General features: G+C 58.4%; 18 protein-coding genes. 7 read left to right on the forward strand and 11 right to left on the reverse strand.

Translation table 11 applies throughout. The features are described from left to right. Window positions 1–14: 14 nt before the first annotated feature. A complete protein-coding gene (locus AWM69_RS06255) occupies window positions 15–899 on the reverse strand; it encodes a Dyp-type peroxidase (RefSeq protein WP_131655107.1) in 885 nt (294 codons plus the stop codon). 228 nt (window positions 900–1127) lie between these two features. Between AWM69_RS06255 and AWM69_RS06260 the strand changes: the two genes are divergently transcribed. After that, the gene (locus AWM69_RS06260; RefSeq protein ID WP_131655108.1) at window positions 1128–2546 is read left to right on the forward strand and encodes a short-chain fatty acid transporter; all 1419 of its coding nucleotides are present in this window, start codon (window positions 1128–1130) and stop codon (window positions 2544–2546) included. Between the two features lie 111 nt (window positions 2547–2657). On the opposite strand, the gene can is transcribed toward AWM69_RS06260, so the two are convergent. Further along, the gene (gene can, locus AWM69_RS06265) at window positions 2658–3293 is read right to left on the reverse strand and encodes a carbonate dehydratase (protein WP_131655109.1); all 636 of its coding nucleotides are present in this window, start codon (window positions 3291–3293) and stop codon (window positions 2658–2660) included. 154 nt (window positions 3294–3447) lie between these two features. On the opposite strand from can, the gene AWM69_RS06270 reads away from it, so the two are divergent. After that, window positions 3448–3861 (forward strand): serine kinase/phosphatase, encoded by a 414-nt coding sequence (locus AWM69_RS06270; protein WP_131655110.1) that lies wholly within the window; start codon window positions 3448–3450, stop codon window positions 3859–3861. A gap of 57 nt (window positions 3862–3918) precedes the next feature. Here the strand turns inward: AWM69_RS06270 and rimI are convergent, their stop codons facing one another. Further along, on the reverse strand, window positions 3919–4371 hold the full coding sequence (gene rimI, locus AWM69_RS06275) for a ribosomal protein S18-alanine N-acetyltransferase (RefSeq protein ID WP_131655111.1): 453 nt from the start codon (window positions 4369–4371) through the stop codon (window positions 3919–3921). Next, window positions 4364–5140 (reverse strand): SPOR domain-containing protein, encoded by a 777-nt coding sequence (locus tag AWM69_RS06280; protein ID WP_131655112.1) that lies wholly within the window; start codon window positions 5138–5140, stop codon window positions 4364–4366. The genes rimI and AWM69_RS06280 overlap by 8 nt, the downstream gene beginning before the upstream one ends. Window positions 5141–5319: 179 nt before the next feature. Between AWM69_RS06280 and mksB the strand changes: the two genes are divergently transcribed. The 5 genes from mksB to AWM69_RS06305 all read left to right on the forward strand — a co-directional run bounded on the left by mksB (window position 5320) and on the right by AWM69_RS06305 (window position 14859). After that, window positions 5320–6597, forward strand: coding sequence for an Mks condensin complex protein MksB (gene mksB / locus AWM69_RS06285; protein ID WP_218725991.1), 1278 nt, complete (start codon window positions 5320–5322; stop codon window positions 6595–6597). Next, on the forward strand, window positions 6587–7243 hold the full coding sequence (gene mksE / locus AWM69_RS06290) for an Mks condensin complex protein MksE (RefSeq protein WP_048378481.1): 657 nt from the start codon (window positions 6587–6589) through the stop codon (window positions 7241–7243). The genes mksB and mksE overlap by 11 nt, the downstream gene beginning before the upstream one ends. After that, a complete protein-coding gene (gene mksF, locus AWM69_RS06295) occupies window positions 7240–10080 on the forward strand; it encodes an Mks condensin complex protein MksF (protein WP_218725992.1) in 2841 nt (946 codons plus the stop codon). The genes mksE and mksF overlap by 4 nt, the downstream gene beginning before the upstream one ends. Window positions 10081–10603: 523 nt before the next feature. Then, the gene (locus AWM69_RS06300) at window positions 10604–11233 is read left to right on the forward strand and encodes a response regulator transcription factor (protein ID WP_218725993.1); all 630 of its coding nucleotides are present in this window, start codon (window positions 10604–10606) and stop codon (window positions 11231–11233) included. 110 nt (window positions 11234–11343) lie between these two features. Then, window positions 11344–14859, forward strand: coding sequence for a transporter substrate-binding domain-containing protein (locus AWM69_RS06305; protein WP_256930184.1), 3516 nt, complete (start codon window positions 11344–11346; stop codon window positions 14857–14859). 43 nt (window positions 14860–14902) lie between these two features. Here the strand turns inward: AWM69_RS06305 and AWM69_RS06310 are convergent, their stop codons facing one another. The 7 genes from AWM69_RS06310 to AWM69_RS06340 form a co-directional block, all read right to left on the reverse strand. After that, a complete protein-coding gene (locus tag AWM69_RS06310; protein ID WP_218725995.1) occupies window positions 14903–15781 on the reverse strand; it encodes a hypothetical protein in 879 nt (292 codons plus the stop codon). 33 nt (window positions 15782–15814) lie between these two features. Beyond that, window positions 15815–16321, reverse strand: coding sequence for a fimbrial protein (locus AWM69_RS06315; protein WP_256930185.1), 507 nt, complete (start codon window positions 16319–16321; stop codon window positions 15815–15817). After that, the gene (locus tag AWM69_RS06320; protein WP_218725997.1) at window positions 16314–16895 is read right to left on the reverse strand and encodes a fimbrial protein; all 582 of its coding nucleotides are present in this window, start codon (window positions 16893–16895) and stop codon (window positions 16314–16316) included. The genes AWM69_RS06315 and AWM69_RS06320 overlap by 8 nt, the downstream gene beginning before the upstream one ends. A gap of 21 nt (window positions 16896–16916) precedes the next feature. Continuing rightward, the gene (locus AWM69_RS06325) at window positions 16917–17678 is read right to left on the reverse strand and encodes a fimbria/pilus periplasmic chaperone (RefSeq protein ID WP_218725998.1); all 762 of its coding nucleotides are present in this window, start codon (window positions 17676–17678) and stop codon (window positions 16917–16919) included. Then, window positions 17675–20236 (reverse strand): outer membrane usher protein, encoded by a 2562-nt coding sequence (locus tag AWM69_RS06330; protein ID WP_218725999.1) that lies wholly within the window; start codon window positions 20234–20236, stop codon window positions 17675–17677. Before AWM69_RS06330 ends, AWM69_RS06325 begins: the two co-directional genes overlap by 4 nt. Beyond that, window positions 20237–20470, reverse strand: a complete 234-nt coding sequence (locus tag AWM69_RS23020; protein WP_306299222.1) for a hypothetical protein — start codon at window positions 20468–20470, stop codon at window positions 20237–20239. A 379-nt stretch (window positions 20471–20849) separates the two neighbouring features. After that, window positions 20850–21377: a fimbrial protein gene (locus tag AWM69_RS06340; protein ID WP_218726001.1), complete on the reverse strand. Its 528-nt coding sequence runs from the start codon at window positions 21375–21377 to the stop codon at window positions 20850–20852. Window positions 21378–21665 lie beyond the last annotated feature (288 nt).

Here is a 21665-nt window from a genome sequence, read left to right on the forward strand (position 1 = left end):
GGCGTTGGCGAGACTTAAGCCGGCATAACTGCGCTGAAGTCCAGACGCCCGTCCTTGAGAGGTGGGCACCAGTAGTAACCGCCGTTGAGCGGACGGCTAAAGCGGTACAGCGCATCGGGAATACCGTCTTCCAGGCCGCTCATGCGGCGCAGCTGGACTTCGAAGGCATTCAGGTTGCGACTGAAGGATACGAACATCAGCCCCGACTTGCCGTTTTCAGTCCAGGGCATGGAGCGCCGGACGATAAAGGCTTCTGGCGAGAAGCTCTCCTGGGCGGTGCGTTTGACGTGAGCCGAGAGGGGCGCATCGTCGAGCTCTTCGTTGTCGCTTTTGCGTCGACCAATGATGTTGTCCTGCTCTTCGGACGGCAGCGCCGCAAAGCCGTTCAAGTCGTGCTGCCACTGCTGGATCGCGACAAAGCTGCCGCCGGCCAGACCCGCTCCGGCGTCAGCCACGATGGCCGCGGCGACGGCGGCTTCATCCACCGGGTTTTCGGTGCCGTCTTCATAGCCGGTCAGGTCACGGTCTGAACCGTAGCGAAAGCCTTCGGTCACTTGCAGCAGGTGCAAGGCAGGCGCCAGCGCCGTTTCGATGGCCTGACTGCGATGCAGCAATTCACCCCGATCATCGCCCAACAACCATAGCCACAGCGCATGCTGGGTCGACGGGTTCTCCACCATCGCGTTAAGGGCCGGAAACACCCGCAACCCCGGAACTTTCGACCCCAAGGCCAGTACCAGCGGCGAACCCAGACCTGCCACCACGCTTTTGCCATCCACCCACTGCGACAGCGTGTCGAGTGCAGCCGGCAGTGCTTCTACTGACTTAAGGGCAAAAAACATATAGCGCGCTTGACTTGGCACAGGTTGGGCAAGAATGCCTGGCTGGTAGGGACTCATAAAAACTCCTTTTGGAAAGGCCCGAGTTTACCCCTTCGCTGAGTGTTTTTCGGCCAAAACGGGGGATTTTTATTACGTGCCCGGCACTTGCTTGCGGCCACCGCTCAAAACCCGTCGGAAAACCCTGTGGATTGATTTAAGGTGTCCAGCTGTCGCCGCGCGGGCCTTGCACCAACAATCGTCACGCACAGGCGACACCATAATCATAAGAAAATCGAGGTATGCACCATGGCCGCTGAGATTGAATCCAGCCGTTATGCCCGCTTTGCCCTGCGCTGCTCCAACTGGGCCGAGCGCTGGTTCCCTGACTCCTGGGTGTTCGCCGCTGTCGCGGTGATCACGGTGGCACTGGCCACGATGGCAATGGGAGCCAAACCCACAGAGGCCGCCATGGCTTTTGGTGATGGGTTCTGGAGCCTGATCCCCTTCACCATGCAGATGGCCTTTGTGGTGATTGGCGGCTATGTCGTCGCCAGCTCTCCGCCGGCGGTAAAACTGATCGACAAACTGGCGAAAGTCCCGAAAAACGGTCGCCAGGCAGTGTGCTGGGTGGCGCTGATTTCAATGGTCGCGTCATTGCTCAACTGGGGGCTGTCACTGGTCTTTGGCGGGTTGCTGGTGCGGGCACTTGCCCGTCGCACCAACCTGCGCATGGACTACCGCGCTGCCGGTGCCGCAGCCTATCTGGGGCTGGGCGCAGTGTGGGCTCTGGGGTTGTCTTCATCGGCCGCACAGTTACAGGCCAACCCGGCCAGCTTGCCGCCTTCGATCCTGGCGATCACCGGGGTCATCCCGTTTACTGAAACCATCTTCCTGTGGCAATCCGGCGTGTTGCTCGGGGCGCTGGTGGTGGTCTCGCTGATCGTGGCCTACGCGACCGCGCCTGGGCCGGACTCGGCGCGTGACGCCGCGGCCTGTGGTGTCGACCCGAGCTTCAGCACCCCCAAACTGCCTGAGCGCACGCGGCCCGGTGAGTGGCTCGAATACAGCCCGGTTCTGACCATTCTGCTGGTGCTGCTGGCGGCTGGCTGGTTGTTCCACGAGTTCTCGACCAAACCGGCCATCAACGCGATCTCGGGGCTCAACACCTATAACTTCCTGTTCCTGATGCTCGGCGCACTGCTGCACTGGCGGCCCCGCAGCTTTCTCGATGCCGTGGCCAGAGCCGTACCGACCACCACCGGGGTGATGATCCAGTTCCCGCTCTATGGCTCGATTGCGGCATTGATGACTCAGGTCAAAGGCTCAGATGCCCAAACCCTGGCCCATCACATCTCGACGTTTTTTGTGCAGATTGCCTCCCATGACACCTATGCGTTGCTGATGGGTGTGTATTCGGCGGTGCTGGGGTTCTTCATTCCGTCAGGCGGCGGCAAATGGATCATTGAGGCGCCTTATGTGATGCAAGTGGCCAATGATCTGGAATACCACCTGGGATGGGCAGTGCAGATCTACAACGCGGCAGAGGCCTTGCCGAACCTGATCAACCCGTTCTACATGCTGCCGCTGCTGGGCGTGCTGGGGTTGAAGGCGCGGGACTTGATCGGCTTCTCGTTTGTACAACTGCTGGTACACGCGCCGCTGGTGCTGTTCTTGCTGTGGGCGCTGGGCACAACGCTCACTTATACGGCCCCGGTAATGCCATAAGCCGATAACAGCAAACCTGTAGGGGCGAGCTGGCTTGCGATGCAATCAACGCGGTGTTTCTGAATGCCCGCGGTGATCCCGGTCGCGAGCAAGCCCGCTCCTGCAGAGACTTTAAACAGGCCGCAAGCGGTATTGCGGTGGCAGTTGGTCGAGGCCACTGATGGTGGTGTTCAGGCTTTTCCAGCGACCGTCCTTGATGCCGTAAATGCAGCCATGAACCGACAGCTTCTGCCCGCGATGCCAGGCATTTTGCACAATGTTGGTATGCCCGACGTTAGCCACTTGCTGGATCACGTTGAGTTCACACAAACGGTCTACACGCTCTTCTTCGGTCGGCAGCTGCGCAAGCATTTCGCGATTTTCGTAATACAGATCGCGGATGGAACGCAGCCAGCCATCAATCAGGCCCAGTTGCTGGTCTTTCATGGACGCGCGCACACCGCCACAGCCGTAGTGGCCGGTGACCAGAATATGTTTGACCTTCAACACATCGACTGCGTACTGGATCACCGACAGGCAGTTGAGGTCGGTGTGCAACACCACATTGGCCACATTGCGGTGAACGAAAAGATCACCGGGCAACATGCCGACAATCTCGTTGGCCGGTACTCGCGCATCCGAACAACCAATCCATAAGTATTCCGGCGTTTGCTGGCGAGCCAGCTTGGCGAAGAAATCGGGATCTTCCTGCTTGATCGCATCGGCCCAACGCTCGTTGTTATCAATCAGATCTTGTAGTTCGTTCATGCGGTTTAGCCTCAAAGAGTTGATGCGCACCTTTGACAACCGACCGGTGGTCGAGGTCACGCGGGCCAATGCCAAAACCGGTACTCGGACAGGCGGAATCTTCAGGGGGGTCTACAGTCCACCGTATTAAGGCCCCACAGTATGAGGAATTACCATGGCTGATTCACGTCGTCCGTATGGAGTACAACAACCTGCCGACATCGACGATACCGAAGATCGTATGGGCTCCCTGGAACCGCTGGACTTTGATGATGATGAAACACACGAGCCCATCAGTGATCTGTTCACCGACGAAGAGCACGAGCGGCATGTCGCAGGCCATCGTGCACGCAATGCGGGTTTGAGCGGTGCTGCCATGCCGGGGCGAGATTCGAATGCTGACGATCTCGATCCCGAGATGCTGATCCCTGAAGACGGTGCCCGGGATGCCGAAGAAGCCGCCGAAGGCCGTAACGTCCCTGCGGACTGGGACCTGAGCGTGGTGAATGAGGATCAAATCGGTGGTGGTGAAGGGCTGGATGAAGCAGAACTGGCGGATATTGATCCGGTAGGACGCAAGCCTGAATGACCTGCGCCCCTCCTGCCGGAGCGAGGGTGCTCATGCAGGAGGGTGAAACGCACGGCGTTAATCTACCAGCGTACAGGCCATGACCACGGCATCTTCACGCCCACCGACTGCCGGGTAGTAATCGCGACGACGGCCAATTTCGTTGAAGCCATAGCGCTCGTACAACTTGAACGCGGCGGTGTTGCTGTCACGCAGCTCGAGGAAGCACTCGCGGGCGTTGTGCTGGTAGGCAATCGACATCAGCTGCTCAAGCAACTTGAGACCCAGCCCGCGGCCCTGGCTTTCCGGCTTGACGGTGATGTTCAGCAAATGGGCTTCATCAAGGATGATTTGCACCACGCCATGCCCCACTTGCTGCTCACCTTCGAACATCAGCCAGATGTGGTATTTGCCCAGCCCGTCGAGAAAAATGCCGCGCGTCCACGGATGGCTGAAAGCGGCGTATTCAACTTTCAAGACCGCATCAAGGTCCGCCTCGATCATCGGGCGGAAGGTTACAGCGTCACTCATCGTTTTGTTTCCAGCGCGCCATCAGCCGGCGCATGGCTTGCCACACATCCGCTTTGCGTTGTGGCTCATCCATTAAGAGTTCCAGGCCCGGCAACGCCCAAGCGCAGCCCAGCCCTTCGATTTCGAGTTCGCGATTGAAGGCTTCAGCATTTGCCTCACCGGCAAAACGCACCGCCGGCAGCCCGACCAGCCACAGACAGGCACATTCGGCTTCTTCAAGGCGTGCCATGACAAAGCCCTGGACAAACTCACGGGCGGCCTCCGGGCCCTGATCGACATTGCCACGCCGCAGCAATGGCCAGCGCACCGGTTCACCGATGATTTGCGGGCTATCAGGCAGGCCCGCTGCGCGCAGCATGTCCTTTAACAGTAAATAGGCCGGATCGCGGCTCTGGAAAGCACCGCCTGTGGGTAACTCCACCAGCACCAGGCAACGTCCGGCGCGCAGTAACTGCAAGGCAAAGCGCGGAGGTGGCAACTGGACCACTTTCGCCACGGCGGGGGCTACCTCGGCCATGACGGCGGGCTTGCTCGCCGGCCGCGGCGTGACCGACGGTCGGGGCACTTCGATTTTTGGTCGCTCGGCAGGTGCACTCGGCGCAACCATCGCCTTGACCACAGGCCGCGTAATCACGGGCTCAGCGGGCGGTTCTGGGAGCACCAGCAGCTCGGGCCGCGAAGGCGCAGCAAATGGCAACTCGGTGCGCGGTAACCAGTTGACCACCTGCATGGCAGTCAAGTAAGCGCGGCGGCGGGACTCGTTCAACAAGGGTCGGCCATCTGTGGATAACAAAGAGAACCGCGATTCTACCGCCCTTCTGCCTTTCTCGCCCGCAGTTGATGGTTAAACGGTTGCTCGACGTATCCGGCCTCTGATCGCCAAGTAATGACTCGACGGCACGTTGCAGTACAATCGCGGCCTTTCATTGCCAATCGACCGGCCCTCCCATGATCGAACCCAAGCGCGTTTTACGTGCCCTCGCCGAGCACTGGGCACTTCTTGAGCCTTTGTGTGAACATTTCGACCAGGGCACCTTGAGCCTGAGCGAGCTGCGCCTGCAATTGGCCGCTCATCAGTTGGACAGCACACCGCAAGACATCACCAGCGTGCTCGACACCTGGATCCGGCTGGACATTCTGGTGCCGGTTGCAAAGAGCCCCAACCGCTTCGAGCTCAATGCCCAGATCCACGACTTTCTGGCGTATTTAAGGCGCGAGCACCGCCTCGGGCTGTGCCTGGAAATCGAAGCCTATTTGCGCCACCTGGAGCGTCTGGTAGGCTATATCCAGGATGCTTTCGATATTCGTGACGGCAACGACCTGGCACGCCAGCTGCGTTTGCTGGATATGCGCGTACGCGATGTGCTGAAAAAACTCGCCAATGACGAACAGGCGCTGGTCGCTGTCGCTGAGCGGGCCAAAACCAGTGATCGGCAGATCCCCTTGCGCCAGCGTTACGCCGAAGTCCTTGCGACCTGGGACGAATACGTCGAGCCGATGATCCAGCTGGTGAACGCCGACGGTGCTTTCGAACAAGGCGTGCGCAAGGTTGAAAATGTACTGCTGCGCATGCTCAGCGAACAGCAACGTCTCGGCCATCTGGTGGACGACGACATGCTGCTGCGTACCCACGCACGCATCCTCGAAATGCAGACCAGCGCCCAGCTGACCCTGCGTCATGCCCGTGAGCTGTTGTTGCCGTTGCGTGAAGAGGCCCGCCGGCACAATGCCGTGACCCGGGGCGCGGCCCTGGCCCTAGCGGCAATCCGCCGTAAAGGCCTGGACGCGGTGCCGCAAGCGTCCATGCCGATGTTCACCCGGCCGCAAAGCACTTTTTTGGGCAGCGCCAGCCAGGTGGAAGCCTACGTGTATGCCCTGGCCCGGTTCGAACCCAAACCAGCGCGCTTCCCCAAAGCTCACAAAACCCAAAAAGGCGAGGCCCCCAAAGCCCCGCGCACGGTCAAGGAAATGCTCGACCGCTGCAGCGATGCCCTGCCCCTCCCGGATTTGATGAACTGGCTGCTGACCCAGGAGCCGGACGGCGACACCGACGAATTACTGTATTGGTTCTCCCGACTGTCGCGCGAAAAACGCTTCGTGCGCGAGCGTCTTGAACGCCGCGATTACCACACCCACGAACATCTGGTCAGCCTGCGCTCCTTCGCTCTGCTTTCGCGCAGCGAAGACGCGACCGAGACTTCTGCGAGCCCTCTCCATGCATCTTGATCTTTCTGAACTGTCCCAGCTGGCCCCGATATTTCGTGAGTTGTTCAAGGGCTATCACGTCAGCCGCCGCGATCCGGAGCTGTACGCCCAACTGTCGAACTTCCAGGATGCCTATCGGGCGCTGTTCAAAGCCCTGGGTTTTGAACTGGTGTGCGATACCCGGGGTTTCTATTACTTCGTGCCGGACACCGCCACGGCCCAAGTCAACAAGACCGCGCAACGCCTGGCACTGTTCACGTTCATCATCGTCGAGCATCTGGCCGATCAGGGCCGCGACCCGATCGCCGTGCTCGATGGCGGTAGCCTGGGCCGTGACGAGTTGCCGGCCCTGCTGGAAAAATACCGCGACCTGTTTGTCCAGGCCGAAGTCACCACCCAGGACGAACTGGAAGAAAAGATCATGCGCCGCATGACCCAGCTCGGTTTTGCCAGCGAAGAGACCGGCCTGTACCGTTTTCTGCCGCCCATGCACCGCTTTCTGGATGTCTGTCTGTCGGTCCAGCAAGACCGCGACCTGGCCGCCAGCCTGCACAGCATCTTGCCGTTGCCGACGCCCGTATTGATCGACGATGACGCCGAGGAAGAAGACGAAGACGCCGCCCTGGCCCGCGCCATTGCCGCTGAGCAACAGGAGATCGATGCATGAGCCAGGAACGCTACGGAATACGCCGCTTTGCCTTGTTGAATACTGCCGGTTACAGCCTGGGATTATTCCCGCTGGAACACCCGTTGTCGGTGTACGGGGCGAATAACCTCGGCAAATCGGCTTCGATCAACGCCCTGCAGTTTCCGATTCTCGCGCGCATGTCCGACATGAGCTTCGGCAAGTACAGCCTCGAACAGTCTCGGCGTTTTTACTTCGCCTCCGACACCAGCTACATCCTGGTCGAGGTGTCGCTGCCCCACGGCCCGCATGTGATCGGCGTCGTGGGACGCGGCCCCGGCGGCGGCTTTGGCCACCAGTTTTTCGCCTACGCCGGCAAGCTCGACCTGGCGCACTACCAAAAAGACGACACCTGTCTGCGCCAGAAGGAGCTGTTCAACAACCTGGAACGCCACGGCCTGAAAGCTTACGAGCTCAAACCTGATGAATTGCGGCGTTTGCTGGTGGGCGGGCATACCTCGATCCCGCTGGATCTGACGCTGATCCCGCTGCGTTCCACCAGTGAACAGAGCCTGAAAACCTTCCGCGCACTGTTTATCAACCTGCTGCACATGCGGGAAATCACGGCAGCCAAGCTCAAGCAGCTGTTTCTCGATGCCTTCGAACACAGCCTGCGCTCGGGCAGCGTCGACTACATCGCAGCCTGTGAAGAAGCCTTCCGCGATGTCCGCCGCATGGAGCAGGACTACAACGCGCTGGTCGGTGCCGGGCCACTGGTTGAAACGCTCGCCACCGGCGTGCGCCAGCGTGACCTGTTGCGCGGCAAGCTGCATCGCCTGTCACCGCTGCTCGACTCGTTGCTGGGCACGTGGCAGGACTACGCCGGCGCGCGCAAGGAAGAGCTGCTGATCCAGTCCGAGCACTACCGCAACGAGCAGGATGCGCTGCAAAACGATCAACGCAGCAGCACCCAGGAGCTGATGCGTCTGGAACGGGAAATCACCGGCATCCAGCGCTGGCTGGGTGAGCTCTCGGTCCTCAAGCATCGCTTCGCCCTGGTCGATGATGTGAAGGTGCTAGAGCAGCAATTGCTGGCGGCCAAGGACGCGCACGACGAACTGGCCGGCGCGCTGGCGCAGTCGCGACAGTTCAGCGCCGAGGACCTGGACGAACGCCTGCGTGATCTGGAAAAACGCCTGAAATCAGTCCGCCAGCAACTGGACCATGCCGACAACAACAGCTACGCCCGCCTGCGCGAAGAGTTTTCGCAACAGGATGTCGAACGCCTGATGCGCCTGTTCAACAGCGCCCTGTTCAGCCTGCCGCTGGGTGAGCACGGGATTGCACTGGATGACGGTGATGCCTGGGTCAAATCCCTGGAATTGATCCTCGACGGATTTAAAGGCGAGCGTTTCGAGGCGCCGGGCCTGTCCATCGACCTTAGCCATATTGAGCCTCCGGCCCTGCAGGCACTGGCGGATCGTGCAGCCTTGCGCGAACAGAAGGATCGCCTGGAAAAAGAACTCAAGCAGTTGAAAACCCAGCAAGCCGTGACCTCGGATCGCGCCGCGAGCAAGACCGAAGCCGAGTCGCTGTATCAACAGGTGCTGGATGCGCAAAAGGCCCTGGAAGACTTCCGCCGCAGCCAGACCCTGAGCGCTGAAGAAGGCGAAAAACTGGAGCAACTGGCCCAGGCAGAAGCCGCGCAAGACGAATTGAAACGTTCCAGCGATGCCTTCACCGAACGCGTCCAGCAACTGTCGGCCAAGTTGCAATTGGTCGGCCGGCAAATCGGTGACATGGAAGCCAAGCAGCGTACGCTGGATGACAGCTTGCGCCGCCGTCAATTGCTGCCGGCCGACCTGCCGTTCGGTACGCCGTTCATGGATCCGGTCGACGACTCGATGGATAACCTGCTGCCCCTGCTCAACGACTATCAGGACAGCTGGCAAGGGTTGCTGCGCTGCGATGGCCAGATCGAGGCCCTGTACGCGCAAGTGCGCTTGAAGGGCGTGGCCAAGTTCGACAGCGAAGATGACATGGAGCGGCGTTTGCAGCTGCTGATCAACGCCTACGCGCACCGCACCGAAGAAGCATTGACCCTGGGCAAGGCACGCCGGGCGGCAGTGACCGATATCGCGCGTACGCTGCGCAATATCCGCAGTGACTACGACAGCCTTGAGCATCAGTTGGCGCTGTTCAACCGCGAGATCAACAAGCGCCAGGTCTCCAACCTGCAAAGTTTCCGCATTGTGCTGGCTCCCAACAAGGAGGCGCTCAAGCATATCGATCAGATTATCCACAGCGCCGGGCAGTATGAAGAAGGCGAGACGCTGTCGGTGTTCGACCTCAGCCAGAGCGCCGAGCAGGACAACAAGAACGAAGAAGCCAAGGAGTATCTGGCACGTCTGGTAGCAGCCAACCACAACCAGCTGGGGCTCAAGGATCTGTTCGAACTGGCGTTCGAGATCACCAAGGTCAACGGCCAGCCGGTGATTCATACCGACATCGACGGCGCTGCTTCCAACGGCACGACCATGACCATCAAGGCGCTGACCAACATGTATTTGTTGCTGCACTTGATGGACCGCGAGCAGGCCGGGCGTATCCGTTTGCCGTACTACCTGGATGAAGCCGCTGACATTGACGAGAAGAACCAGACGGCCTTGCTGGAAACCAGCCTGCAGTTGGGCTTTGTGCCGATTCTGGCCAGCGTGAAGCCGCAAGTCTGTGCCCATGTGGCCATCGACCTTGAAGGGGGCAGCGGACCCAACGGGATTTATATCGATGAAGACGACTGGAAGTACATCCGTCGCCATGACGAAATAAAGCCTGATCCACACACTACGGCCCACTCGCTGGAACTGGACGAAGTCTAAGCAACAGGCGCCTACACCCCAAAGGCTGCGATCAGTGATCGCGGCCTTTTTTACGGGTGCAATCTCGTGGTCAGTCACACTTCGCACTTGCCCCAAGGCCCCCCCGCCCGATAGCAGAATGTTTTTGTAAAAATTTCTATAAATTCAGAAAATTCCTACCCACTTTAGAAATAAAGAGCGCCACACTTCCCATTCGTACAACACCCGCCTTTCGCGAGGTCATTTAACGGCTAAATTCATACAGGAGTGTTAATAGCCTACCTATTAGAACCCTGCACCGATTTTTTCATGTGCAGTACCTGACTATATATAACCTGTACGTACTGCACAGGACATTTCATACAACACAACTGCATTGATACCCAAATCCATTTAATGCCGATGGAGTTTTATGAACCCCCTTTTATAAAGGTACTTTATAAGCCTAAACATCACTTCCATAAAAATGGCCTTACTCTCGCGCTTGCGTGATGATTCAAGCCGATGACCTACAAAGCGCCCTCTTTAAGTTGTAGGAGTAATCATGCGTAAAGCTTTAATTGTAGATGATCATCCTTTTATCCGATCCATTGTCAGATTTGTACTGGAGAAGTCTAACTTTCAGATCGCAGCAGAAACCGATAACGGTGCCACGGCACTGGATCTGGCACGCTCCCATGTCCCCCACCTGATCATTCTCGACCTGTCGATGCCCAAGCTGGACGGGCTTGAAGTATTGAAGCGGCTGCATACCCTGGGGCTGCCCATAAAAGTATTGGTACTGACGTCTAAAGGGTCAGACTTTTATGCCGACCGATGCATAAGGGCGGGTGCAATCGGTTTTATAGAAAAAACCGAAGATGTCGAAGCACTGACCAAAGCCATCCAGATGGTGATGAGCGGCCGACTCTATCTAAGTAACCTGGACGTTAACCTGCCCCTTCATAAAAGCCAGGACAAAAATGATCAGCAGTTAATCGAAACGCTGTCTGATCGAGAACTGCGCACCCTGCACTACTTGGTCTCAGGCTTCTCCAACAAAAAAATCTCGGAGGCCATGTTACTGAGTGAAAAAACCGTCAGCACTTATAAAACCCGCATATTAACCAAGCTCAATATCAAGTCCGTCGTCTATCTTGCTGAATTTGCCAAACGCAACAATCTAATCGAATGAATAGGCTGTTTCGCCCCCTCAACTCTCTTGGGCTGCTGTTAGTGTGGCTGACATCATTCAGCCATGCCGATCCGGCCAACCTGCAATTACTGGCTCGCTCAAAGACGAGCATGCCTTCACTCACGCTGGATGAGGGTGACCGTCAATGGTTAACGAACAAAGGGCCCCTTATCCTGGGAACCTCTGCCCCCGATTACGCCCCCTTCGATATCTCGGCCGGCAGTGATTACTTCGAAGGCCTGACCGCTGATTATGCGGGGCTGCTCAGCCAGTTGCTGAACGTCGAAATCAAGGTACGTCGTTACGATTCACGTGCCGAGGCAATCGCTGCACTGAAAACTAAAGAAATCGACGTGCTGGGCACGAGCAATGCGTATGAGATGCAAGATCCCCAACTGGCCTTTTCAACCGCCTATGCAGACGACACATCGGTGCTGGTCACACGCACAGGCGATACAGCCATCACTCATGACACCCCCGGCCGGCTGAAAATCGCCATGCTTTACCACTATCAACCGGTCGAGGTGGTCAAGGCGCTGTACCCCGAGAAAGAGGTACAACTGTATGCCTCCACCCTGGAAGCTATTGGCGCGGTGGCTTTCGGTCAGGCCGACATGTATTTAGGCGACTCGATAAGCACTCATTACCTGATCAATAAAAATTACCTGAATAATGTTCACCTCAAGGGCTTTTCATCCCTTGAAGGACCGGCCTTCTCGTTTGCCGTATTACACCCCAATCCCCGCTTGCTGCGCCTGATCAACGCCGCGCTGGCGGCCGTCCCCTCCACTGAACGCTCAGCCATTGCAAGTCGTTGGGGCGCCAGCGGAATGCACTTTGAAAACCGTGGCCGCCTGCAGTTCTCCCCTTCGGAACAGCGTTGGCTGGAGCAACACCCTCGACTCAAAGTGGCCATAACTGAAGACTTTCTACCTTTTACCTTTTTTGACAGCCACGGCGGCTTCAGTGGCTTGGCCGCCGACCTGCTCGGCAAGATCAGCCTGCGTACGGGCCTCAAGTTTGAGCTGGTGCGCAGCCGGTCGGTGCCGGAAATGATCGAGTCCGTCAAGCAAGGGAATGCCGACCTAATTGCCGCTTTCACCCCCAGCAGCAGTCGCGAAGATACGTTCCGCTTTACCAAACCCTACCTCTCAACCCCCTTTGTGCTGGTAACCCGGCGCCAGCCGGATAGCGCCCGGACACTCGATGAACTCAATGGCAAACCCGTGGCACTGGTCATCGACAATACGGTAAGCCCGTACCTGACGGAGCATTACCCGGGCGTGCGGCTGATCGCGGCCAAGAACTCGGCGCAAGCTCTGGCAATGCTGGCCGCGGGAGAGGTCGATGGCGCTATCAACTCGCTGATCAGTGCGCGTTACCTGATCAAGCAGCAGCACAATGGTCAACTGCAAATCAGCAGCACGGTGGGCCTCACACCGGCCCAGTTTTCGTTGGCGATGGCAGCGCCGTCGTCACTGCTCTACTCCATCCTGGGCAAGGCATTGATGAGTATTCCTCCCGAAGAAATGGACGCTTTGACCAACCGCTGGAACCGCGCAGTGGTGCTGGATAACCGCTACTGGGTGCGCAATCGCGGGGCAATTATCCGGATTTCACTGATCGGGGCGCTGGTGCTGTTAATGGGCATTGCGTGGATCACTTATCTGCGCCGGTTGATTCATAAACGAGACAACGCCGAGCGTGCGCTCAGTGACCAACTGGCGTTCATGCGCGCATTGATCGATGGCACGCCCCATCCTATTTACGTGCGCGACCGCCAGGGGCGACTGTTGATTTGCAACGCCGGTTACCTGAACACCTTCGGGGTCACCCGCGAATCGGTGCTGGGTAAAACCCTGCTGGAGTGCACGTTCGCCTCGGCGCAGCAAAACATGGCAAATCACGCGGCTTACATGAAGGTGATGGAGGAAGGCCAGCCACTGCTACGTGATCACCAGATGGTGTTACCAGACGGATCTGTGTTGACCATCTACGACTGGGCCCTGCCCTACCGCGGCAGCGATGACAGCGTGGTCGGCATTACGGGTGGCTGGATTGATATCAGCGAGCGCCAGCAGTTGCTCGAGCAGTTGCAGGAGGCCAAAAACCATGCCGACCAGGCCAGCCTGGCCAAAAGCGATTTCCTGACCACCATGAGCCATGAAATTCGTACGCCAATGAATGCCGTGATCGGCATGCTGGAGCTGGCGATGAAAAAGGCCGAACAAGGCATCGCCGACAGTGCCTGCATTGGCGTGGCCTGGGACGCCGCCCATGGGTTGCTGGAACTGATCGGTGACATTCTGGACATTACCCAGATCGAGTCCGGCCGCATGCCACTTAATCAGCAACGCACTCATTTGATGAAGCTGGTGGAGTCCACCGCACGGGTGTTCGAAGCGATGGCGGAGCAAAAAGGTTTGTTGATGAGCTTTGAGCTGGACCCCAGGATCAATACCGACGTCCTGATCGACCCTGTGCGCTTCAGACAGATTCTGTCGAACCTCATGAGCAATGCCATCAAGTTCACCGAATGCGGTCACGTGCGTTTGAGCGTACGTGCCAAGGGTTCCAGGGATGGTGAGCGCTTGCAGGTTTGCGTGCAGGTCGAAGACACAGGGATCGGTATTTCCGAAGAGGACCAGCAGCGCCTGTTCAGCCCGTTCTCTCAGGTCAATACACCCAGCAAGGCATCCGCCGGCTCAGGCCTGGGGCTGATGATCAGTCGCCGGCTGTGCGAAATGATGGGCGGCACCCTGAGTCTTGATAGCACGCTGGGCAAAGGCACACGCATCATCATGCGGCTTGATATCGTGACCTTGCTTTCCCCGGTACCGGCTGCCGTGCCTGATAACGTATCGCCGGGCCAGCTCCGTACGCTGAAAGTGCTGGTGGTCGATGACTACCCGCCCAATCGACGGCTGTTGACCCAACAACTGAGTTTTTTAGGGCATACCGCGGTCGAAGCCCACGAAGGCGCGCAAGCGCTGAAGGTCTGGAGGGCGCAGCGCTTTGACATGATCATGACCGACTGTGCAATGCCGGTGGTGGATGGTTATGAACTGACCCGCACCATTCGCGCCGAGGAAGCCGCCAGTGGTTCCCCGCCGGTACTGATCGTCGGTTTTACCGCAAACGCCCAGACCGGCGAAGTCGAACGCTGCCTCGCGGCGGGGATGAACGATTGCCTGTTCAAGCCCATCAGCCTGCACCATTTACAAACCCGACTGGCTTCAGCAGACCTGACCCCCGTCCATCTGGCTGACGATCTGGAACTTGAGGGCTCGGACAAGCTGATCAATCTCGAGGCCCTGGAGCGACTGACCGGGGGCGATACCTGTGCCCTGGAACGTATGATCGAGCCGTTGCTCACCTGCATGAAGGACGACATGGAAGCCTTATTGAACGCCTTCACCCGACATGACTTGCCAGGCTTGAGCGAAGTAGCGCACAAGGTAAAAAGTGGCGCACGAATGATCAAGGCCAGGCATCTGGCCCAGTGTTGCGAAGACCTTGAACAGGGTTGTCTGGCGCCTGACTGGAGACAGCTGGCCAAGCGTGTCGACGAGCAATACACGGCAATGGAGCAGGTGCTGGATGCGCTTGAGCGGCATCGGACATGAGGCCTGGCTCCGGGGCAAGCGGCCTGCCCCGGATCCAGGCTGATCACATAAAACTCTGGATCAACACCACTGTTTTTGAGAAGCGTCCCGTTTGCGCACCCTTGTCGGTCAGCGTGGAAGCAATCCTCAGGACCGAGGTACCAGACGGCAGGTTGATCAGCTCGCCCGCCCTGACCCCGTTCACCGTAATCAGGCTGTCGATGCCGTTGCCAATGGCGAACGGGTTCCCTACCGACACCTGGTAACGGACCGCAGCGCTACGCGCGCACGTTACCGCTCGAGTGGTCTCTTTTTTCACACCATTGATTGCTCCGAGCTTCAACGGTCCGTAATTCAGGATCACGGTTGCCCCGGAGACCGTACACTGATTGGCCGGGATCGTTCCCGGGACACACGAGACCGAGCCCGGAACCAACCCATAAAAGCCCCTGCCGTAAGTGGACCAGGCCCCGCACACCTCAGCGACCCATCCAGGCTGTACGGTGTAGGCATAACCATAGCTTCTCGTCACGCTAGATCCGAACTTGTTCACCCAGGCTCTGATCGCCTGATCGAACGTAATACCGTTGCTCACCATGACATTGGTATCAACCCCGCCATTCGCCCAGCAATCACGGGTCCACGATATACAGCCCATGGGTGATATAGCGGGATAACCGGCGGTCAGCTTGGTGTAGGAAAGCGGCCCGAACAAACAACTGGCAGCGCCTCCACAGTGAACCCGGCCTGAATACTGGTCAGGCTTACCGTTGTCGTACGCGCTCGCGGTGCCTGAAGCCACTACTTGAGTGGTGGGCCCTCCAGGCATCTGACGGGCATCGGCGTTGATCTTGCTGACCAGGTTCCAGGCGCCTGCCATCGGCGTCACCGCCAGCAACAGGGCCCCGGCCAGTGGCAGGCCCCGCGTGAGATAGCTCTTCATAACATTCACTTTTCATATCCGCAGGAAAGGGGCTCATTGCAGTTCGACCAGCAGTGTGGCGGTCGCCGAAAAGCTACCGGTGTCCAGCCTCGGTCGTGGCCGCCGCACTGGTACGGCCTCCATGAAGGGCAAGGTCGGGTAGCTGAAAGCCGCCGCTGTATTGATCGGCCAGACCACCCCGTCGATATACAGCCTGATCCCCAGGTCGCGATTGGTCGTCGACAATGCTGTCGGCTCGAAGGTAGCCCCCGTACCTTTCAGCGTCAGGTGCATGGCATTCGATGGCTGATTGCTGCAACTGACGGTGTAGGGCACATCCAGCCGGTAGTTCACGCCGTCAATCCGGTCCTTCACCAGGTTGTCCCCAAACGGCACATTCAGGGTGCTCCCGCCGTTGATGACACAGGATGGCGGCGCCATGACCTCGCCAGTGAGGGTCAGGTTAATGTCAGCTCTGGCGTCCAGATTGGGGCCCCACAGACAACACACTGCGACCAGCAACCCAAAGCCTGAGGTTGGCATTCTCTTGTTCTCAGTCATAAGTGAGCCTGAAATCCACGACGGCCCGGAACGGGCCATTGGTCAGCGGTGCGGACGTACGGGTGGGCTGGACGTGCCAGGTCAGGGTGTCGCTGCCATGGGCCAGGAACAACGGTTCTCCGCCCTGCCCCAGACGGGCATCACGCCCCAGTGGATCCGTCAGGCGCAACCCCATCCCGCTCACCCCTTGCACTTTGATCAGGCGCGGGTCATCCGCATCGGCAGGCGCGATGAACGCCACTGACAACACCGGTTCATAGCGGCTCCAGACCAATGTCCCGGTTCGCTCATTGCGCAGGCTGCCGGCGATGCGGCGGCAATCCATAAAGCGCAGTTGGAAGGTCACCGGTGGCGCCCTGTCGCCCGCCTGTTGCAAATGGCTGCGCGCGACATTACCGAGCTCAACCGTTTGATAGGCCGAGGCCATGTTCAATACACAGGGCGCATGCTGCAGTGAGCCGGAGATCTCCAGTACGCCGCTCTGGCTCACCACCGGATCCTCTTCGGCATGTGCCCGTGAGTCGGTCAAGAGCGCAAACAGGCAAACGCAAGCGCTAACAACACAGGTTTTCATGATGTTCTCCCGCAGCACCCGTTACTCATTGCGCGCAGAAGCATTGAGGTCGACCTTGCAATCGTTGCCACTGCAGCTGAACGCCAGCGTAGGGCGTCCGCCGTAATCGTTTACATAGGTGAGGTACGGTGTTGCACCCAGCGCGGCTGCGCTCGGCCCCAGTTTCAGTGAGCCTTTGGGCGGAACCATCAAGGGCTCGAAGTCGGCGGCGGTTTTAGCGTCCCGGGCACTGCGGGCATCCACCAGCGTGATGAAGTACGGAGTCGGATTGTTCACCTGATAGTGATCACCCCGGCGGGTCAGCGTCAGTTTCTCCTGCCAGGGATTGGCGAGCTCCTGCTGGCTCGGGACGATCGAGGCCGGTCGATAGAACAGTTTTATCCGCGTTTGCAGCGCAATTTGCAGCGTATTGGCCTTATCACTGCGCGGAGGAATTTCTCGCAGATTGAAGTAGTAAACCGTCTCTCGGTCCTGGGCGAGCAATTTGGCCGCGGGCAGCGCCTGCACCTTGACCTGGCTGTTCTTGCCCGGCTCCAGGCGTTGAACCGGCGGGAGCACCGCCAGCGGGCTGATGATCTTTTTGCCCTGCTCATCTTCAATCCAGCCTTGGGCCAGATAAGGCAACTGGGTGTTGTTGTTGGTGATGTTCATGCTGACAGCCTCCTTGCCGCCCTCAAAAATCACACGGGTTCGGTCCAGGCCAATCGCGCCCTTGGCATTGTTGGCCAGGCACAACGCGACAAAAGCGAAAGCCAGCGGCGTAAGACGTGCATTCAGGGTCATGAGGATTTTTTCTCCATATCATCAGGCATGTGTGTTGAGGCAGGGGCCGATTGCGCGTTATCCGTGCTGACTGCGTGGCAAAGCAGATCCAGGGTCGACGTCAGCCCGTCTGCAGGCAGGGCAGCCGGCAGCCTGATGTCACAGCGCTCGGAACCTCCCCAACTGACGGTCATGCGGTCGCCGGGCTGAATACCGCTCAGGTACACACTGCCAGCGTCATTAACGATCCCGGTTTCCTGCTGCCGGGTGTTTTTCACCGTAGCGCCAAACGGTGGAGCGCTGCCGTCAGGCAAACGCAGCACGGCCATGGCCTTTTCGCCGGCAATCACATCCAGCGTGCGATAGCCGATAGCGCCTTCGGTGAGTGTCAGTTGCGTCACCGAGCGGGTCGCTTCGACGTTGGCTGGCAAGTTCTCCAGATCAACACTGGCCGCCGTGCGCAAATAACTGCTGAGGTCCGAAATCACCGCCTTGCCGAAGGCATTCGTGCGGGTCGGTGAGCCATGACCGCGAACGGGCACATCGGGAACACCGCCGGTATCCACCATCAGGCGCGTACCGCCCATGCTGCCGCTGCGGTGAAAGGCCCCGCCGCTGGACGTCAACGTGCCACCGCCACGGGCAGACAGGCTGAAACTGCGGTGATTGCCTTTTTCGACACTGGCACTGACATCGACATCCGCGCTGTCACCGACATGGCTCAGGTAACCGCTGACCGAGTTATCACTGGCTGCAAGCTGATAGTTGTTTCGCTCATCGATGCGGTCGCTGAAACGGGCGGAATAACTGTTTTTGTTCTGAGCCCGACTGGCGCCAGTGGTCAGCGTGCCGGAGCGGCCCAACGGCAGGCTGAGGGACACGTACACCCCATTGCTGTTTGACTGGTCGCGCTCCTGATTGCGGAACAGATTCAGCGAGAGGCTCATGTTCTTCACCGACCCCACATCGAAGTAACGCGCCAGCGACAGATTCCACCGCTCGCTGTCCGGCCGGTCCCAATAGGACTGGTTGCTGTAGTTCAAATAAATGGATAGCCCGGCGTCCCTGAACTGCTTATTGAACGTCGCCGAGTACAGCGACTTGCTACCGCCTACGGGGCCCGGGGAAATACTCGCGTCCAGGTACTCGCTCATGCTCAGAAAATCTTTTTCGGAAAAGCGGTAACCGGCAAAGGTGACCTGGCTGTCGAACTCGGCGAAGGTTTTCGAATAACTGAGGCGATAGGAATTGCCCGACAGCGTTTCATCCCGCAGCTCGGTACGGGCCCGCGTAACATCGAAAGACACCGCACCGAAGGCCAGCAGATCGCGACCAATGCCCATGGACAGTGCCCGGTAATGGTTGTCGGTAATGCCACCGCCATACAGGGACCAACCGTTGCTGATGCCCCATGAGAATTCACCGGTGCCAAAGACGCTGCCTGCGCTGCCGTTGTGAAGCCTGGACGGGCGTCCGGCAGCCAGTTTGTAACGCACCGACCCGGGACGCGTCAGATAGGGGACACTGGCAGACTCGACCTTGAAGGTCTGGACCGAGCCGTCTTGCTCCTCAATTCGCACATCCAGCGAACCGCTGACCGCGTCATTCAGATCCTGAATCCGAAACGGTCCGGCCGCCACCAGAGCGCTATACAGCACACGTCCCTGCTGGCTGATGATGACTCTGGCATTGGTTTTGGCCACACCCACCACCTCCGGGGCGTAACCGCGCAAGTTAGGCGGTAATTGGCTGTCATCGGAGTTGAGCGAGGCACCGGTAAAGCGAAAACTGTCGAACAGGTCGGAATACAGATAATCCTCACCCAGCGTCAATCGCGCCTGCAGTGCCGGCAAGGCGCGATAGGCATAAATGCGACTCCACTCCAGCGAACGCTGGCGGTTCACCGACTCATCATCGGCGCGCCCTTGCCAGTCAGCCCGCAAACGCCAGGGCCCCAGATTGGCGCCCAGGCTGCCGTTACCACTGATATCGTTACGCGACGAGCCGTCCCTGTCATGAATCGACTGTGCGGTAAGGTTGTAATCCAGCAACAGTCCCGGGACACCTTCATCCCAGCGCGCAGGCGGGTCCCAGTTCGCAGCGGTGTACTGCAAGTACGCCTGGGGTACAGAGACATAGAGCGTGGAAGTACTCAAATCGCCCGTGACTTCCATGCCGGGCAGGCTGCTGATATTCAGACACTCCCCGCCCCGCCACCAGTCCAGCGCGGCAGCCTTCTCGTCTTTGAGCCCCAATTGCGCCGCCAGCTCGGGGGACAGGCACGCTTCACTGCCTTTGGGATCATCATCCGGAGGATGAAAAGCCACTTTCTGTTCTGGAAGGGTTTGCGCGTTGATTTCCACGGCCATGGAGTAAGTGCCGGGCAGGATGAAACCACTTCGGGAAAATTGAGACAGGTCGATATTGTTTCGGTCATTCAGATCGAGAATATCGGTATTGAACTGGATCTCTGCCGCGGCTAATGCACTGCCGGCCACCGAGGTCAGCCCAATGAATAAACAGCGACGCAGCAACGCGTTGAACGAAGGCGCGTCCAGCGAAGTAAACAGCCCATGCATTCAGAAATACTCCAGCCTGAAACGCACCGCAGCGCGGTGAGTGCCCACAGACACGGGGCGGTCATTGCCGACCAGACGGAGGGTGTAATGGAGTACTTGATGGTTGCCGGCAACCGGTGTCAGCGGCATTGGCACACCCGGCATGCTTTCTCGCCCAGCGGCATCGGTGATGAGCAGGGCCACCCCTTGCGAAGAGCCGAAGGCTGCAAACGAGCGCCCTTCGCGATCGGTCATCCCATCGAAAGTCACTCTGACATGCTGCCAGTCCGGCAGCTTCTCATCGGACTGGTTGGGGTTTGTCCGGGTGAGTGAACACCTGACTAATCGCAGTGTGAATGGATGCGGATTACTCTCACCTTCACGGACGAGCCGACCCACGGGCGTGGGGTCCATTTCAATAAGCTGATATGCACTTTCAGTTTCCAGTGCACACGCCGTATCAACGATTTGCCCGCCCAATATAACAACGCCACTGCCTTGGTCAGCCGCCAGAACAGTCGTCAACGAAACAGGCAATAGTGCAAGCGAGGAAGTGACAGCCCAAGTGGTCAGTGCATTCACGCTAAAGAGTCCCCATAAGTGCCCTGCCACTTGGCAGTGACAGGGCAACGACTTATTGATAAGCCAATGAGAAGTTAGTAACCGCCGTGAACTTGCCCGGGGTAACAGTACCCGCAGCGCTACCTTGCAAGTAGGCACCAAAGGACAACGTGTTATCACCGTCCTGAAGACTTTGCGGCCTGGTCGCCGTGCCCAATACAATTTGAGCGCCGGTGCCGTCACGCATCATGATGCCTGCACCGCTTGCAGTGCCGACAATCCCCAACGCTCCCGGAACGGCTACCGATTCGGCACCGGTGAAGGTGCTGGTGACGGTGTTCAGCGTGCTCGTATCGCAGCCCACAAGCTTGATGTAGAAGGGTTCAGGGTTGCCCGTACCCCCTGCCTCCAGTTCCGATTTGGCAACCTGGCCCAGCCCGACAGTCTGATCGACACTCTCAGGACTGATCGAGCACGCAGCTTCAATAATGGCCCCTTCAAACGTGATCACACCTGAACCGGCGCCTGCGGCATGCACAGCCGACGCCGTGCTCGCGAGCAAGATCATGGAAACCAACGCGGATTTCATTGCAAACTTCATCAGAGTTTTCCTATATAAGTATTTAAAAGTACAGCGCAGCCATCATTCAAAAGTGAGCCGCCATACGCGCCGATAACAACGGCACTCACAGCACACACATTTAAAAGTCTTCCCTGACGTTGCGAGCATTTAGTCCACTTGAGTTTGGCCACTGTGAGTGCGCAATAAACATAAACCCTCAACACGGTGAGTATTTAATCTGCGCCAGCGGCGAAACCCTTAAGAACATAACTGCGAACTTTAAAATGACGTGTAGGAATTATCCGAACTTCAGAAATATCAATGAGA

The organism is Pseudomonas sp. D1HM (assembly GCF_019266105.1).
Lineage (GTDB): Bacteria > Pseudomonadota > Gammaproteobacteria > Pseudomonadales > Pseudomonadaceae > Aquipseudomonas > Aquipseudomonas taetrolens.